A 15968-nucleotide genomic window follows, 5' to 3' on the forward strand; every position below is an offset into this window, starting at 1 on the left:
AAGAAATTCCGCACTATATATTTTTTTTAAGATTGATTGTGAACGAATTCACAAATTCTTCACAAATAAGAAGGGAAGTAAGAATGATGAAAAAATTACTAATTAACATAAATTTTTTCCTATGTTTACTGCTGCTATTAAACCCTTTAATCATCGCAGCAGAAGAAAATAAAAACATCTTAAGTATGGAAGAACTTGCAATAAAAATAATGCCTGAATTTGCCTACCACCCAAATGATGTCAAAAAAGAGCATCCGCCATTACTAATCGGCTATCAAGGAACCATGCGCAATCAATCTGAACAGCCACAAATAGGGCAGATTGAAATCCCTCTTCCTATAGATGCTAAGAACTTCAGAATTGGATATGTTGCTGATTATTCAAGCGACTTATCCAAGGTGTATGAAATTGAGTACATACTAGATCAAGAAAAAAGAACTATTTCCTGGACAACGAGTGAAGAAATTAAACCAAATGATGTTTATAAATTTGTTATTGAATTTTATACAGATAACATAATGGTTGATAATGATAAGAAATCCTTGCCATACCAATTTAAAAGCTTTACGGACATTGGCATATTCAATGTTTCGTTCATAGAGCCTATAAAGGCACAAAAGTTCGTACTTGATCCAGCACCTGAAGAGAAAAACACTCATGGTGATGAAAAAGGAGTTCACTCCTATTTCTATCAAGGAATCAAAGCTGGAGAGGAAAAAAGCTTTACACTGACGTATGAACGAAAAGAGACGACATCCACCGTTGAGATGATGGAGAACCAAGAACAACAACCGCTTGACACTATAGAGAATAAAAAAAGTCCGGCTATCCTTTCCGTTGCAGCAGTTAGTGGAATAGGTTTAATTGCTGCAGGTGCATTCGTTTTCTTAATGAGAAGAAAACGTCCACAGAGCTAGCCTAGTGAGAACATTCCTTTTGGCAATAAAGTGCTCATGTACTTTATTCAATAAATTAGAGAGAAAGATATAAATTATGGGAGGTGAAAGAATGTTAAAAAGAGGATTAAAAAAATTGCTGGCAATTGATAAAAGGGTATTAATTCTAGGCGCTCTTATCGCTGGCGTACTCTTTTCATTCGGGACAGTTAAGACAATGGCTTACTTAGATTCACCAGGTTTTTGTCAAAACTGTCACACAATGAAGTCTGTGTATACATCATTTGTGGATTCGACTCATGCAGAATTGCAGTGTAACGACTGCCATTTGCCGCATGAAAGTGAGGTTGGAAAGTTATTTTTTAAAGGCCGTGCAGGGATGACACATATTTTCTACAACACACTGGGTACTGAAGATATACCAGATAGAATCTATGCGACAACACGAACATTAAGAGTCATCAATCAAAACTGTGCGGAGTGTCATAAGAGCACAATTGATAATGTCTCACATGACGCAAAGGAAAACTGTATGTCATGTCACCAAACCGTACCGCATGGAAGCGATTTTAAAGATGATAGTTACCATCAGCCACCTAAGTCCGGTGAGCTATTAAAGAATAAGGGAGGATTTTAAGCATGAATAGGTTCCGCTATGGGGCATGCCTCCTTCTACTAGTATTTGTTCTCATCATTACTGGCTGCAGCAATTCCAGTGACGGTGCAAGTGAAAAAACGGCAAGTGCTAAGGAAGCGAAGGGTACAACAGGCCTTTCTAAAGACGAGATAAGTAATGAGGCCTTTAAAGAGTTATTTCCACTTCAATATAATAGCTATATGAAGAATGAAAAAATGGAAGATACAAAATACAATGGTTCTGTAAAGCGCAGTAAATACAATCCTGATAAGGAACCTTTACTTCCAGTTCTTTTTAACGGCTACGGATTTGCTACTGAGTATAATGAAGACCGCGGGCACGTGTATGCTCTTGAAGATATTCGTGATGTAAAGCGGATTAACGATAAATCAGTAGGTTCTTGTTATACATGTAAATCAACGGCAGTACCTCAAATGATTGAGGAAATGGGCGACGATTATTGGGGAGCCAATTTTAATAAAGAAATTTGGCCAAAAGGGGAAGCAATGGGACACTCACCAATTGGATGTTCTGATTGCCATGACCCCGAAACAATGGACTTACGCGTTACACGTCCAAGCTTTTACAAGGCTTTAGAAGCTCAGGGAGTTGATACTTCCAACCCAACGAAAAATGATATGCGCAGTTATGTTTGCGGACAGTGCCATGTGGAGTACCACTTCGCAGCAGATAATAGTGAAGTAACCTTTCCATGGAATAATGGTTTCAAACCTGAAGATATGTATGAATACTATAATACAATTGCAAAAGAAGAAGGATTTGAAAAGGACTGGGTTCATAATATCTCAGGAACTCCAATGTTAAAAGCACAGCACCCTGAATTCGAAACCCATGCGAGCGGTACACATGGTAAGGCAAATGTATCCTGTGCGGACTGTCATATGCCATATGAACGTGTAGATGGAAAAAGGAAAATTACCTCACACTATTGGACTTCACCGCTTAAAACGATGGATACGTCTTGTGGACAGTGTCATGGTGATAGAGATTTAGACAAATTAAAAGATCGTGTTATTGAAATCCAAGATGCAAACGTAAGTGCATTACATGAAGCACAGGATATTTCAACCACAGCTCACTATTACATTAACAAGATGATTACTTCTGGAGTCAGCCAAGACAAAATCAAGCAGGCTCAGGAATTTATCCGTAAAGGTCAATGGTTCTGGGATATTGTAGCCGCTGAAAACTCTTCAGGCTTCCACAATCCACAAGGTTCAATGGATTCATTAAGAGAGTCAGTTGTACAATCCAATAATGCTATTCGCCTTGCAACAGAAGAGTTAGTGAAAAAAGGTGTCAGCATCGAAGAGGTTAATTCTGAGATTGAGAAAGCTAAGAGTGCTGTACAAGCTGAAGCTGTAAATGAGAATAAAAAGAATCATGCTATTAATAGCTACTTCCCTGCACAACAGCCAGTAGTGCCAGCAGTAAAAAAATAGACCCTTTCAAGCATCTGCTTAATCGTCCCGCTAAGAAGGATTAAGTAACATCGTGAAAGAGTCCGTAATGGTTTTGAAGAAAACACTGTTTCTCTTTTGGAGACAGTGTTTTCTTGTTATTATTGTGAACAAATCATGTCTAGCTGTCAATTAAACTTATCTGGTATTGGTCTAAAATTGGTGAAAATCAAATATTTTATAAGGAAGAATCCAATATGAAATAGGTGAGGATCATGTATGTTGTTCATTTTTTTGAAGACAAGATAGAACTATTAAATCAGCTTCTTGGAAGTGTTCCAGCCGTCGGTGAAATGATTACCGTTAAAGGTCGTAAAGGGAAGGTCACTGATGTTAATCAGGTAGATGACAAACATGTACATGTACAGATTATGGTAGAAAAGGTAGTAGTTAAAAATAAGCCTACAGCAGCAGACCTAGCGAAAAGGAAAAAAAGATAATTAAGATTCTAGAGGTCCTATTAAAGGGCTTTTTTTTATTATTACAACAAATTGGAAAAGGATTGCATGAAAGCGGGTATGGGACTACAATATCTTTTGGAACTCGAAATTTCTCGAAATTAGTGAATGATAAAGGAGCGTTTTTCATGCCACGAGCCTTATGGCTGTTAATTATTGGGATGGCAGTGAATGTAACAGGTAATTCTTTTCTATGGCCTCTAAATACAATCTATATTCACGATCATTTAGGTAAGTCTTTATCGATGGCTGGGGTTGTTTTAATGTTGAACTCCGCAGCGAGCGTCATTGGAAATCTTTATGGCGGCAGTCTTTTTGATAAAATCGGCGGCTACAAATCTATACTACTAGGAATAGGTATCTCCCTTTCAGCCCTAATTGGATTAACGTTCTGGCATGGCTGGCCAGAATATATTGTTTTCCTTACCATTGTTGGATTTGGCAGTGGAGTCACTTTCCCCGCCATGTATGCGATGGCGGGAATGGTTTGGAAGGAAGGCGGACGTAAAGCCTTTAATGCCGTTTATATTGCGCAGAACCTTGGAGTAGCGGTCGGAGCCGCACTTGGCGGCATTCTTGCAGATTACTCATTTGAGTTAATCTTCCTTGCGAACACAGTTATGTATATTATCTTTTTACTAATCGCTGTTTTTGGCTATAAAGGGATTTCAACTGGTTCGGCTAAACAAGCGAATAGCATTCAGGATGCAGCACTTAAAAAGGAGAGAAAAAATCTATATGCTTTATTGATTTTATGTTCAGGTTATTTGCTATGCTGGGTTGGCTACGTTCAATGGATGACAACGATTGCCTCGTATACTCAGGAAATTAATATTTCATTATCGCAATACAGCCTATTATGGACGATAAATGGTGCACTAATTGTTCTTGGGCAGCCATTATTAAATGGCTTGCTTAAGCGTCTTGCTGCCACGCTAAAGGTGCAAATCCTCATCGGAATTGCTATTTTTATTGTTTCTTTCCTTACAGCAGGAAATGCAAATGCATTTTCAGGATTTCTTGTAGCGATGATTATTTTAACGATTGGCGAAATGTTTATTTGGCCAGCAGTTCCAACAATCGCCTTTGGCTTAGCCCCAAAAGGGCGTGAAGGTTTCTATCAAGGAATCGTCAATAGTACTGCCACAGGCGGAAGGATGATTGGTCCTTTACTCGGAGGTATGCTTGTTGATCTATATAGCATGTCTGCATTATTTTTCGTCTTAATTGGCTTATTCGTTATCGCGATTGTAACAACCCTAACGTATGACCGTATATTAAAATCAGAAAAAAAAGTATCAGATATAAATATGCCAGTCTCATGATGAGTCTGGCTTTTTGATGTTTAAAAATAATTTTTTTGGTCAAACTGTTTTAGGTGAATGTTACTTGCATACTGCTGGGAAATTTAATACAATAACCGTAATACTTTTTATATTTAATGACAGTGAGTAGGAGTAGTAGTGAATCATACCCGTTTTTTAGAGAGTTGACGGCTGGTGGAAGTCAACCGGGTATATCATGAACTCGCCTATGAGTTGCAAACATGAAAGAATAGTAATGTTTGCCGTATTCCGCGTTAAGGGTGAATGAAGCGAGTGTTAACAACACTAATGTGGGTGGTACCGCGGGAAGATACATAACAATCCTCTCGTCCCTTTTTGGGATGAGGGGTTTTTTTAATTTTTTTATCTAGCTGCAGCGCCTAGCCCCTCGAGGTCAAATAACCTTCGGCAATAAAAGTCAAAGAACGGATTTTTCTTGCCGAAGAACATTTGCTTGTCGGGGCTAAACAAGGCGCTTCCGCTTTTATTTTAAGGAGGCAACACTTATGAGTTTTGATCATCAGCATATTGAGAAAAAGTGGCAAAAGAAATGGGAGACAGAAAAAACATTTAAAACGAGTGAAGAATTTGATAAACCAAAATTCTACGCATTAGATATGTTTCCTTATCCATCGGGAGCAGGGCTGCATGTTGGACACCCTGAAGGTTACACCGCTACAGATATTCTTGCTCGCTTAAAGAGAATGCAAGGGTACAATGTTCTACATCCGATGGGATGGGATGCTTTCGGTTTACCAGCCGAGCAATATGCATTGGATACTGGAAACGATCCTGCAGAGTTCACAGAGAAGAATATTAACACGTTCCGAAGACAAATTAAATCATTAGGTTTTTCATATGATTGGGACCGGGAAGTAAACACAACGGATCCAGAATATTATAAATGGACGCAATGGATTTTTCTAAAGCTATGGGAAAAGGGTCTTGCTTATATTGATGAAGTAGCTGTTAACTGGTGCCCAGCACTAGGTACAGTACTAGCCAATGAGGAAGTTATCGACGGTAAAAGTGAGCGCGGCGGGCATCCGGTTGAGCGTCGACCAATGAAGCAGTGGATGTTAAAAATTACTGCTTACGGTGATCGTTTGCTTGAGGACTTAGAAGAACTTGACTGGCCAGAGAGTCTTAAAGAAATGCAGCGCAACTGGATTGGCCGTTCCGAAGGTGCTGAAGTAACCTTCAACATCGAGGGCCATGATGAAACATTTACTGTATTCACAACACGTCCAGATACATTATTTGGCGCTACTTATGCGGTTCTTGCTCCAGAGCATTCTTTTGTTAGTAAAATTACGACGAATGAGCAGCGGGCAGCAGTTGAGGCTTATTTAGATAAAGTCAAGACAAAGAGTGATCTTGAACGTACCGATCTTGCGAAAGAAAAAACAGGTGTTTTTACTGGTGCTTATGCGATTAATCCCGCTAATGGCGAAAAAATGCCAATCTGGATTGCGGATTATGTATTAGTTAGCTACGGTACTGGTGCAATCATGGCTGTTCCTGCACATGATGAACGCGACTACGAATTTGCGAAACAATTTGATCTGCCAATTAAGCCGGTTGTTGCAGGCGGCGATATTGAAAATGAGGCTTATACAGGTGATGGTGAACATATCAACTCTGAATTCCTTAATGGATTAAATAAAGAGGAAGCAATCACCAAAATGATTTCGTGGTTGGAAGAAAAAGAAATTGGAACGAAGAAGGTAACCTTCCGTTTACGGGATTGGCTGTTCAGCCGCCAGCGTTATTGGGGTGAGCCGATTCCAATAATCCATTGGGAAGATGGCACGATGACGGCTGTACCTGAAGGTCAGCTGCCATTAACTTTACCGAAAACAAAGAATATCAAACCTTCTGGAACAGGAGAGTCGCCACTAGCGGTAATAGAGGATTGGGTAAATGTTGTTGATCCAAAAACAGGTAAGAAGGGTCGTCGTGAAACAAATACCATGCCGCAATGGGCAGGCAGCTGCTGGTATTATTTACGCTATATTGATCCGAAAAATGATCAATCTCTTGCATCAAAAGAAAAATTAGATCATTGGCTTCCAGTTGACGTTTACATCGGTGGTGCAGAGCATGCTGTTCTTCACTTATTGTACGCTCGTTTCTGGCATAAAGTCCTTTATGATATCGGAGTTGTCGCTACGAAAGAACCATTCCAAAAGCTTTTCAACCAGGGAATGATTCTAGGTGAAAATAATGAAAAAATGAGTAAATCAAAAGGAAACGTTGTGAATCCTGATGATATTGTTGACAGCCATGGTGCCGATACACTACGGTTATATGAAATGTTCATGGGACCACTTGATGCTTCCATTGCATGGTCAACGAACGGTTTGGATGGCTCCCGTCGTTTCCTTGATCGAATCTGGCGTTTATTGGTGGAGGAAAATGGAGAATTAAATCCAAAGATCCAAGCCAACGAAGAAGCTTCTTCATTAGAAAAGGTGTATCACCAAACGGTGAAAAAGGTAACAGAGGATTACGAGGGCTTACGATTTAATACCGCTATTTCACAAATGATGGTATTTATTAATGAAGCTTATAAAGCAACCGTACTTCCAAAACACTTTGCAGAAGGCTTTGTAAAAATGCTTGCCCCAGTAGCTCCGCATGTAGCTGAAGAGCTTTGGGAAAAACTTGGGCATGGTGGTACAACAATTTCCTATGAAACTTGGCCGGCATATGATGAAGCTAAATTAGTTGATGACGAAGTAGAAATTGTTATCCAAGTTAACGGGAAAGTTAAGACAAAGTTACTAGTCCCAACGGACGCAAGCAAGGAAGCTTTAGAAGGTATTGCCATGGATGATGAAAGAGTGAAGGAACAAATCGAAGGAAAAACGATTCGTAAAGTGATCACAGTTCCGGGTAAACTAGTAAATATTGTTGCAAATTAATATTGAGTGAGCCCCCTTATCTAAGGGGGTATCCTTTCTTAGGGGTGGGAAAGATGGAAGAGATTCAAATTATTACACCAGAAGAATTAAAGAAGAAGCTTGAGCAAGGGGAAAAACTTGAGCTTGTTGATGTTAGAGAAGACGAAGAGGTAGCAGAGGGAATGATACCTGGCGCAAAGCATATCCGCATGGGAGAGATTCCTGCTAACCTTGATTATTTTGATAAAGAGAAGGAATATATCTTTATTTGCCGCTCAAGCCGGAGGAGTGAAAATGTCTGCTATTATTTAAAGGACCAAGGATACAAGGTTCGCAATATGATTGGCGGCATGCTTGAGTGGACGGGTGATAGAAAATAAACGATTCCAATGCGGAATCGTTTTTTTTATACCCTTTATTTTTAATTTTCAGAAAAGATGGAAATAATGAAAATAAAAACAGAAAAGGAGATTCATATGATTCAGGTAAAGTTGTTTGACCGTGAACATGAAAAGGATCTAGAAAAGGAAATGAACCGCTTTTTAAAAGGAATTGATGAAAAGCAGTTAATGGATATTAAGTATAATGTAGCTGCCATAACCGAGGATGAAGCGGAAGAACAAATTTACTGTTTTTCGGCTATGATAATCTATCGGGCCTAATAAGATATTAGGCCTGATATTGTTTTTTAGCGGTAAGTGCAGCGTTTGTTCCTGCAAGTCTTCCCGTAACTAACGCTGAAGTAATATTATATCCACCGGTATACCCATGAACATCTAGAATTTCGCCACAAAAGTAGAGTCCCCCCATTAATTTAGACCCCATTGTCTGCGGTTCAATTTCTTTAACTGAGACTCCGCCGCCGGTTACGAACGCTTTTTCCAGCGGTAAAGTGCCATTTACTTTAATCAAGAATTCTTTACAGCTTTTCACAAAGGTACGGATTTTTTCATTCGAAATCGTCGCCCCCTGTTCGGAGGGGTCAATCTCATTGAACTCTAACAGGAACAATAGATATCGTTCAGGAACTAGCCCTTTTAATGTGTTTTTAATACTTTTCTTCGGTTCACTTTTTACCAATTTCACAATCTCTTGAAAAAAAACTTCTTCTTTTTTTTCAGGGATTACATCTAAACTCATTGTGACCTCAGCTAATTTCCACTTTTTCATCGCTTTCACAACGAATTGACTGCAGCGAAGAACGGCCGGACCACTTAGTCCAAAATGGGTAAATATCATATCCATTCGATGTGTAATGATGGGTTTACCTTTTGGATTCAATACACTGAGTTCAATATCCCTTAATGATAATCCCTGAAGCGATTTATTTTTAATAAAGATTTCATTTGAGGTGACAGGCACCTCGGTCGGAAACAATTCAGTAATCGTGTGCCCGGCTTTCCGCGCCCATGCATACCCATCCCCTGTTGAGCCGGTGTGGGGGACGGATTTGCCGCCGACAGCGATGACGACAGATTTAGCATGAATCTCTGTGCCGTTTTTTAATATTACGGAGGAAACGTGACCGTCCTTGTAAATGAGGTCAGCAACCGGGCTATTGGTGTAAACCTTCACCCTCAGTTTTTCTAATTGCGTCAATAGAGCATCGACCACTGATTGTGCTTTATTCGATACCGGGAACATCCTGCCATGGTCCTCTTCTTTTAAGGCAATACCTAGCTTTTCAAAGAACTTAATAATATCTTCATTACTAAAAATAGAAAAGGCACTGTATAAAAATTTCCCGTTACCAGGTAAGTGCTTGATAATTTCCTCAACAGGGAGTCGATTGGTAACATTACAGCGGCCGCCGCCAGAAATGGCGAGCTTCCTGCCTAGCTTGTCTCCTTTATCAATTAATAGGACCTTTAAACCTTTTTCGCCAGCTGCAATCGCCGCCATTAAACCTGAAGGTCCGCCTCCAATAACAACAACATCGTATATCATACTTCCACCAACTTTATGTATATTCAACTTAATTTTTAATCCTGCGCATTATTCCATTATAAACATCCTTATTGAAAAGAAAACGAAAAGTCATCCATTTTTACGAAAATTAACTATGCTGTTAGTAGCATCACAGCCCAAAGAGTTGTAAACTACTAATAGTGTGCAAAAATAGCCGATATAAACTTTGCTCATATGCGCACAAACTTTTTCTTCACTGGGAAGGGATTCTAATTTTATGTCGTCTAAGCTTATAAGAGGAACATTTATTTTAACATTGGGTACGATTATATCCAAGATTCTTGGCTTACTATATGTTATACCCTTTTATCAAATTGTAGGTTCAGAAGGAACAGCATTGTATCAATATTCATACATACCCTACACGATCTTTATAAGTATTGCCACGGCAGGTGTGCCGCTAGCCGTTTCAAAATTCATTTCTAAATATAATGCACTCGAAGAGTATGCTGTTGGCCGTAAATTGTTTAAATCTGGACTAGTCATGATGCTATTGACTGGTATTGCTTCTTTTTTAATACTGTATTTATCCGCGCCGCTTATAGCTGACATGATTATCTCAAAGGAAGAGGATGTCGGTTCAAGAGCAAAGGATATTATTACGGTTATCCGCGCTGTGAGCTTTGCCTTGATTGTGATTCCGTTCATGAGTTTAATTAGAGGGTTCTTTCAGGGACATCAATCAATGGGACCGTCCGCAGTTTCCCAAGTGGTGGAACAGATTGTCCGGATTGCCTTCACACTTGCAGGAGCCTTTATCGTTATAAACTTTTTAAATGGAAGTATCGTAACAGCTGTAAGTGTGGCGACCTTTGCCGCGTTTGTAGGGGCAATTGGGAGTCTGGTGGTTTTATTTTGGTACTGGTATAAACGGAAACCACATTTAGACCAGCTTCTCGAACAAGATAGAGGAACTGCACAGGTTTCCTTGAGAGAAATCTATAAAGAAATCCTAATCTACGCTGCTCCCTTTGTATTTGTTGGAATTGCCAACCCATTATTTCAAGCAATCGATCAAGTCACCTTTACAAGGGCAATGCAGGATATTGGCCACAGTTTCAAGGCGGCTGATGCAGCATTTTCTATTTTAAATTTTGAATCACATAAAATCGTTATTATCCCTGTTTCCCTCGCAACAGGATTCTCCTTGGCTCTTGTTCCAAGTATCACGAAGGCTTTTGTAGATAATGATCGAAAAGGGTTAAAACAGCAGCTAAATCAGACCTTTCAAGTATTATTATTCTTAACACTGCCAGCAGCAATCGGTCTTTCTCTATTAGCAGAGCCTATCTATACCGTATTTTACGAGTATAAGCCGATTGGGTCTGAAGTACTAAGAGCCTATGCGCCAGTTGGAATTCTTTTTTCTTTATTTTTAGTAACGAGTTCCATTCTACAGGGTATCAATGAACAACGATGGACAGTATTAAGTTTGTTAGTAGGATTACTTATTAAATTATCGCTAAATATTTATCTTATTTCTATGTTTGAAACAAAAGGCGCGGTATACGCAACAGCACTTGGATACGTCGGAGCCATATTGATTCAATTATTTGTTATAAAAAGTTATGCAAAATACCCATTTTTATTTGTGTGGAGAAGGAGCTTGTTAATCGTTATTTTTGCTGGAGTCATGTGGGCTGGGACCGAAATCGTTTATCAGCTTCTTTTGTTATTTTTAACTCCAGATTCCAAGTTTCAGTCGCTCTTAATTATTTTCGTTTGTGCTGCGATTGGAGCGGTAATCTATTTTTACTTAGGATTAAAATCCGGACTTGTAAACAGACTATTTGGTGACAGGGTTGACACCATCAAGCGGAAATTAAGAATAACGAATTAACTCCTAAAAATGAAGGAGGATCACATTTTGAGAATTGATAAAATGCTTGCTAATCTTGGCTATGGAAGCCGAAAAGAAGTGAAGCAGCTTCTAAAAAGCGGTGCAGTCAAAATCGATGATGTAATCGTGAAGGATGCGAAACAGCACGTAGATGCAGCTAAACAAATTGTTACGTTAAATGGAGAAATTATTGAATATAGAGAGTTTATCTACTTAATGATGAACAAACCTCAAGGAGTATTGTCAGCCACCGAGGACAGTGTTGGTGAAACGGTAATCGACTTACTCGAACTCGAAGACCAGGTTTATGAGCCATTCCCCGTCGGAAGGTTGGATAAGGATACAGAAGGTTTGTTGCTAATTACAAATGATGGCCAATTAGCTCACAGGTTGTTATCCCCAAAAAAACATGTTCCCAAGACCTATTTTGCGGTGATAGACCAGGAAGTAACTGATGAAGACGTAAAGGCATTTGCAGAGGGAGTTACCCTCGATGATGGGTACGAAGCAAAACCAGGAGAGTTAAAAATTTTAAAGTCTGGCATTCGCTCCGATATCGAGCTGACGATAACCGAGGGAAAGTTCCATCAAGTGAAAAGAATGTTCGAAGCTGTTGGAAAAAAAGTCATTTACTTGAAACGGATTTCCATGGGGCCATTGCCATTAGATGAAACGCTCGAATTAGGGGAATACAGAGAACTAACCGATGAAGAAGTAGAATTATTAAAGGAATACCAAGTGGTATAATAGAAATAGGACAAGGCAAATGCCTTGTCCTATTTTATTCTAAGCTTGTAGGAAGGATGTTAACATCCAATTATGCTTGCTTAGTTTTTCAATTAACTCAGTAAACATATTACTCGTTACCTCGTCATTCACCTGTTCTGCTGCTGCTTTACCGCTATTTAATTCCGAAATAATCTGTGAGAAATCATTCACAATGGTTTGTACCATTTCTTCTGCTGTTAAATTCTCAGAAGTTTCTTCAATAGTGGCAAATTGGATGTATTCCTTTAGTGTTGAAATGGGCATTCCACCTGTAATTAATAAACGTTCAGCTAAATCATCGATTGTACCTGCTGCTTCTTCGTACAATTCTTCAAATTTTGCATGTAGGGTGAAGAATTGTGGTCCTTTAACATACCAGTGGAAACGGTGCAGCTTTGTGTATAGTACATTCCAGTTTGCGAGTTGTTGATTTATCACTTGTTCTAATGTTAATGTTTGTGTCATTGTTCATTCCTCCTAATTTCTTATCTGGATTAATTATAACAAATATTATACAAAAGTAAATATTAAATTATAATAATTATAAATAACAAATTTAAAATGTCCTTTTATAAAAATAAGTAACAATATATAAAAATGGGTAATCTAAAAATATTTACTACACTGTCCCGCATTTTGAAAATCCAAAAGGGGGAAGCATCATGAAACTGACACCAAAGGAAACCATCGAATTACATGGTTTTAATAATTTAACCAAATCGTTAAGCTTCAATATGTACGATATCTGTTACACAAGAACAAGGGATGAGCGTGAGGCATATTTAAAGTATATTGATGAGCAATACAGTGCCGAAAGATTACAAAAGATATTAACTCATGTATCAGATATTATTGGTGCACATGTATTAAATGTAGCGAGTCAGGATTTTGAACCAGCAGGTGCAAGTGTTACACTTCTTGTCTCAGAGGGCCCTGTTGAAAATGCCCCTTCAGAACATTTTGAGGAGTCACCAGGACCGCTTCCAGAATCGGTCGTCATGCAGTTGGATAAGAGTCATATTACGGTTCATACATACCCTGAATATCACCCGGATGAAGGTATTAGTACATTCAGGGCAGATATTGATGTATCAACCTGCGGAGAAATTTCACCGCTAAAAGCGCTGCATTATCTTATTCGTTCATTTGAAACAGACGTCATGACGATCGATTACCGGGTCCGCGGTTTTACAAGAGATAAGGATGGATATAAATTATTTATCGATCATGAGATTAGCTCAATCCAAAATTATATTCCCGAGGACGTTGGTGAATTATTCGACATGATTGACGTAAATGTGTATCAAGAAAATATCTTCCATACAAAATGCAAGCTTCGGGAGTTTGATTTAAATAACTATTTATTTGGCTATAAAAAAGAAACATTACATCCAGAAGAACTTATCGAAATTACCGAGAGAATAAAGCTGGAAATGGATGAAATCTTTTATGGCAAAAATATTGTGCAATAAATGACTGTATTACTTATCGCGTTAATATATCGAATCGTAGCCAAAAAGAAAGTTCGCAGCAGCCTTACGAAAAAGTAAGGCTGCTTTTTTGAAGATTCCAACCATTAACCACTATCTCTATGAACTCTCTATAGAGGATGAATAACAAAAAAGTGATATCCAAAATGGATATCACTTTTTCTTTGCTATAAATGATAGGAATACCAGAATTCCAACTATTACAAGGGAAACGGTTGAGCCAATTAAATTGTTTGGATTTAAAATAAACCCAATAAAGATTAGACTTAATGCTGCGATAGCGATGACTGTTGTAAATGGAAACCATTTTACCTGAAAAGAAGGCATAACCTTGTACTGCGATCTCAGCTTTAAATGGGCGGAACAAATCCCTATCCAAACCATCATAATCGTGAAACCAGGAATGGTCATAAGGTAACTAATGATATTACTAGGACTGATATATGCTAAGAAAACACCAACTAATAGACAGAGCGTTGTAATCATAAGTCCAGTAACGGGAATGCCGTTCCTTGAGGTTTTCATTAATGTTTTCGGAGCAACCCCGCTTTGTGCCATTGAAAATAACGTTCGAGATGTTGCATATATCCCCGAGTTTGCAGCTGATAGGACAGCCGTTAATAGGATGAAGTTCATTACATGTGCGGCCCCAGGAAGCCCTGTTATAGTGAAAACTTGAACGAACGGACTGTCTTGACCTGTTACTTGATTCCAAGGCATAATTCCGCAAATAATTAAGATGGGGAAGATGTAAAAAATAATAACCCGCCAAACTGCACCCTTAATGATACTTGGCATAACACGCTCTGCATCCTTGGTCTCCGTAACAGCAACCCCAATTAACTCAGCTCCGCCATATGAAAACATAACGACTAAAAAGGCACTGAACATTCCACTCACTCCATGGGGAAAGAAACCGCCATGTGCTGTGTAATTTGCAAGAGGATCCTCAATATTACTAGGAAATACACCAAATATTATGAGTGCGCCTAAAAGGATAAAAGCGACTAATGCGACTATTTTTATCCCTGCAAACCAAAACTCAAGCTCCCCATAATATTTAACAGGGAATAAATTTATCGCAATGATTACTACTGCACATAGCAGACTAAGCAGCCATAGTGGAATAGAAGGATACCAAAATTGCAAAAAACTTCCTGCAGCTAATAATTCAACAGTTATAACAATGATCCAGTTAATCCAATATAACCAGCCAGTAATAAATGACAGCTTGAACCCAAATGCTCGATAAAGAAGCAATTGTACATTGTGATTTGGAAATGCAATGGCCATCTCGCCTAAAGCAGCCATTACAATGAATAATAATAGTCCACCGATTAGATAGGTAAAGATAACACTGGGTCCCGCTATACTTAACGTATCGGAACTTCCTTTAAAAATACCTGTACCAATCATCCCAGCTAATGCAATAAACTGTACATGCCTTGGCAGTAATCCTTTTTTTAACTCATGCTGATTATTTTCCATGTTGGTCCTGCCTTTATTAATAAAATTATCACTCTTTTACACAAACGCTTTTAAGTGTTAAAGTGTTATACTAATATATCATAATATAATAGATATTCAACCTTATTTTATAAAAAAAAGCAACCAAGCTCGCGAGATTATCGCTTGCTTGGCTGCTTTTTTGTTTATTCATATATTTACGAAGACATTTTAACTTTCTTTTCTGTTATGGTCCATTTTCCGCGGCTTGGGCTTATTACCAAGTCATTATAGGCTAAGACATTTAAATCTCGTTGTATGGTGCGAGGAGTGATACCAAATTCCTCTACAAGTTCTTGCGTCGTGACTGTGCCTTTATTACGAATAAACATGTAGATGCATTTGATGCGGTTTAACATCCGGTTAGTCGAAGGTTTCAAAAAACCACTCCCTATCCTTTTTTCAAACCTATGGCAATATCCTGCTACCGACAGCCTCTTTGATTAGTATGTAATTTTCTTTCCGCAGACAACTCCTTTATTAATAGATAGTTGTAGTGGATACCCTGATGACTTACATATATTGTACCCGTAATTTCTGAAAATTTCCACCATTAGAGAATTTTTTACATAAAAATCATCATTTCTTTACAATTATTGTTCGGCTTTTCACCTCCCTTACATGATTCTTACTATAGTCTATGGTTATAAATGTTAAGATTATGACAAATTAATTGAATTTTTAGTAAATTTA

The 15968-nt window shown here is 38.5% G+C and carries 15 protein-coding genes and 1 other annotated feature; of the genes, 11 read left to right on the plus strand and 4 right to left on the minus strand.

Going from position 1 to position 15968, the window contains the following annotated elements; all coding sequences use genetic code 11:
• Positions 1-83: 83 nt before the first annotated feature.
• The 8 genes from ACY3XC_RS25690 to ACY3XC_RS25725 all read left to right on the plus strand — a co-directional run bounded on the left by ACY3XC_RS25690 (position 84) and on the right by ACY3XC_RS25725 (position 8365).
• Positions 84-917, plus strand: a complete 834-nt coding sequence (locus ACY3XC_RS25690; RefSeq protein ID WP_464871121.1) for a hypothetical protein — start codon at positions 84-86, stop codon at positions 915-917.
• Between the two features lie 91 nt (positions 918-1008).
• Positions 1009-1533 carry a cytochrome c3 family protein gene (locus ACY3XC_RS25695; protein WP_464871122.1) on the plus strand — a complete coding sequence of 175 codons (525 nt, stop codon included), beginning with the start codon at positions 1009-1011 and terminating at the stop codon, positions 1531-1533.
• Positions 1534-1535: 2 nt separating this feature from the next.
• Entirely contained in the window at positions 1536-2996 is a 1461-nt protein-coding gene (locus ACY3XC_RS25700) for an ammonia-forming cytochrome c nitrite reductase subunit c552 (protein ID WP_464871123.1), read from the plus strand.
• Between the two features lie 233 nt (positions 2997-3229).
• Positions 3230-3454 (plus strand): hypothetical protein, encoded by a 225-nt coding sequence (locus ACY3XC_RS25705; protein ID WP_464871124.1) that lies wholly within the window; start codon positions 3230-3232, stop codon positions 3452-3454.
• Between the two features lie 146 nt (positions 3455-3600).
• The gene (locus ACY3XC_RS25710) at positions 3601-4797 is read left to right on the plus strand and encodes an MDR family MFS transporter (protein WP_179160107.1); all 1197 of its coding nucleotides are present in this window, start codon (positions 3601-3603) and stop codon (positions 4795-4797) included.
• Positions 4798-4910: 113 nt separating this feature from the next.
• Positions 4911-5134, plus strand: a binding site (T-box leader).
• A 169-nt stretch (positions 5135-5303) separates the two neighbouring features.
• Positions 5304-7724 (plus strand): leucine--tRNA ligase, encoded by a 2421-nt coding sequence (gene leuS / locus ACY3XC_RS25715; protein WP_464871125.1) that lies wholly within the window; start codon positions 5304-5306, stop codon positions 7722-7724.
• Positions 7725-7777: 53 nt separating this feature from the next.
• A complete protein-coding gene (locus tag ACY3XC_RS25720) occupies positions 7778-8083 on the plus strand; it encodes a rhodanese-like domain-containing protein (protein WP_464871126.1) in 306 nt (101 codons plus the stop codon).
• 96 nt (positions 8084-8179) lie between these two features.
• Positions 8180-8365, plus strand: a complete 186-nt coding sequence (locus tag ACY3XC_RS25725) for a sporulation protein Cse60 (protein WP_179160104.1) — start codon at positions 8180-8182, stop codon at positions 8363-8365.
• A gap of 7 nt (positions 8366-8372) precedes the next feature.
• Here ACY3XC_RS25725 and ACY3XC_RS25730 read toward each other — a convergent pair whose 3' ends face one another.
• Positions 8373-9650 carry a BaiN/RdsA family NAD(P)/FAD-dependent oxidoreductase gene (locus tag ACY3XC_RS25730; protein WP_464871127.1) on the minus strand — a complete coding sequence of 426 codons (1278 nt, stop codon included), beginning with the start codon at positions 9648-9650 and terminating at the stop codon, positions 8373-8375.
• 238 nt (positions 9651-9888) lie between these two features.
• On the opposite strand from ACY3XC_RS25730, the gene ACY3XC_RS25735 reads away from it, so the two are divergent.
• Together ACY3XC_RS25735 and ACY3XC_RS25740 are read left to right on the plus strand one after the other, a co-directional pair.
• Positions 9889-11511, plus strand: coding sequence for a putative polysaccharide biosynthesis protein (locus ACY3XC_RS25735; protein ID WP_464871128.1), 1623 nt, complete (start codon positions 9889-9891; stop codon positions 11509-11511).
• 27 nt (positions 11512-11538) lie between these two features.
• A complete protein-coding gene (locus ACY3XC_RS25740; protein WP_464871129.1) occupies positions 11539-12258 on the plus strand; it encodes a pseudouridine synthase in 720 nt (239 codons plus the stop codon).
• Positions 12259-12297: 39 nt separating this feature from the next.
• On the opposite strand, the gene ACY3XC_RS25745 is transcribed toward ACY3XC_RS25740, so the two are convergent.
• Positions 12298-12744: a Dps family protein gene (locus ACY3XC_RS25745; RefSeq protein ID WP_464871130.1), complete on the minus strand. Its 447-nt coding sequence runs from the start codon at positions 12742-12744 to the stop codon at positions 12298-12300.
• Between the two features lie 197 nt (positions 12745-12941).
• Between ACY3XC_RS25745 and speD the strand changes: the two genes are divergently transcribed.
• Complete coding sequence (gene speD, locus ACY3XC_RS25750; protein ID WP_179160100.1) at positions 12942-13751, plus strand: adenosylmethionine decarboxylase; 810 nt, start codon at positions 12942-12944, stop codon at positions 13749-13751.
• A gap of 171 nt (positions 13752-13922) precedes the next feature.
• Here speD and ACY3XC_RS25755 read toward each other — a convergent pair whose 3' ends face one another.
• Both ACY3XC_RS25755 and ACY3XC_RS25760 read right to left on the minus strand, forming a co-directional pair.
• A complete protein-coding gene (locus ACY3XC_RS25755; protein WP_464871131.1) occupies positions 13923-15257 on the minus strand; it encodes an amino acid permease in 1335 nt (444 codons plus the stop codon).
• 176 nt (positions 15258-15433) lie between these two features.
• Entirely contained in the window at positions 15434-15655 is a 222-nt protein-coding gene (locus ACY3XC_RS25760; RefSeq protein WP_179160097.1) for a DeoR family transcriptional regulator, read from the minus strand.
• Between the last annotated feature and the right edge of the window lie 313 nt (positions 15656-15968).

The organism is Bacillus sp. CZDM1 (assembly GCF_055502545.1).

What these genes read in the sequence shown, in the direction of transcription:
- ACY3XC_RS25690 (WP_464871121.1), top strand. Translation starts at nt 84, where the DNA reads ATGATGAAAAAATTACTAATTAACATAAATTTTTTCCTATGTTTACTG.
- ACY3XC_RS25695 (WP_464871122.1), top strand. Translation starts at nt 1,009, where the DNA reads ATGTTAAAAAGAGGATTAAAAAAATTGCTGGCAATTGATAAAAGGGTA.
- ACY3XC_RS25700 (WP_464871123.1), top strand. Translation starts at nt 1,536, where the DNA reads ATGAATAGGTTCCGCTATGGGGCATGCCTCCTTCTACTAGTATTTGTT.
- ACY3XC_RS25705 (WP_464871124.1), top strand. Translation starts at nt 3,230, where the DNA reads ATGTATGTTGTTCATTTTTTTGAAGACAAGATAGAACTATTAAATCAG.
- ACY3XC_RS25710 (WP_179160107.1), top strand. Translation starts at nt 3,601, where the DNA reads ATGCCACGAGCCTTATGGCTGTTAATTATTGGGATGGCAGTGAATGTA.
- leuS (WP_464871125.1), top strand. Translation starts at nt 5,304, where the DNA reads ATGAGTTTTGATCATCAGCATATTGAGAAAAAGTGGCAAAAGAAATGG.
- ACY3XC_RS25720 (WP_464871126.1), top strand. Translation starts at nt 7,778, where the DNA reads ATGGAAGAGATTCAAATTATTACACCAGAAGAATTAAAGAAGAAGCTT.
- ACY3XC_RS25725 (WP_179160104.1), top strand. Translation starts at nt 8,180, where the DNA reads ATGATTCAGGTAAAGTTGTTTGACCGTGAACATGAAAAGGATCTAGAA.
- ACY3XC_RS25730 (WP_464871127.1), bottom strand. Translation starts at nt 9,650, where the DNA reads ATGATATACGATGTTGTTGTTATTGGAGGCGGACCTTCAGGTTTAATG.
- ACY3XC_RS25735 (WP_464871128.1), top strand. Translation starts at nt 9,889, where the DNA reads ATGTCGTCTAAGCTTATAAGAGGAACATTTATTTTAACATTGGGTACG.
- ACY3XC_RS25745 (WP_464871130.1), bottom strand. Translation starts at nt 12,744, where the DNA reads ATGACACAAACATTAACATTAGAACAAGTGATAAATCAACAACTCGCA.
- speD (WP_179160100.1), top strand. Translation starts at nt 12,942, where the DNA reads ATGAAACTGACACCAAAGGAAACCATCGAATTACATGGTTTTAATAAT.
- ACY3XC_RS25755 (WP_464871131.1), bottom strand. Translation starts at nt 15,257, where the DNA reads ATGGAAAATAATCAGCATGAGTTAAAAAAAGGATTACTGCCAAGGCAT.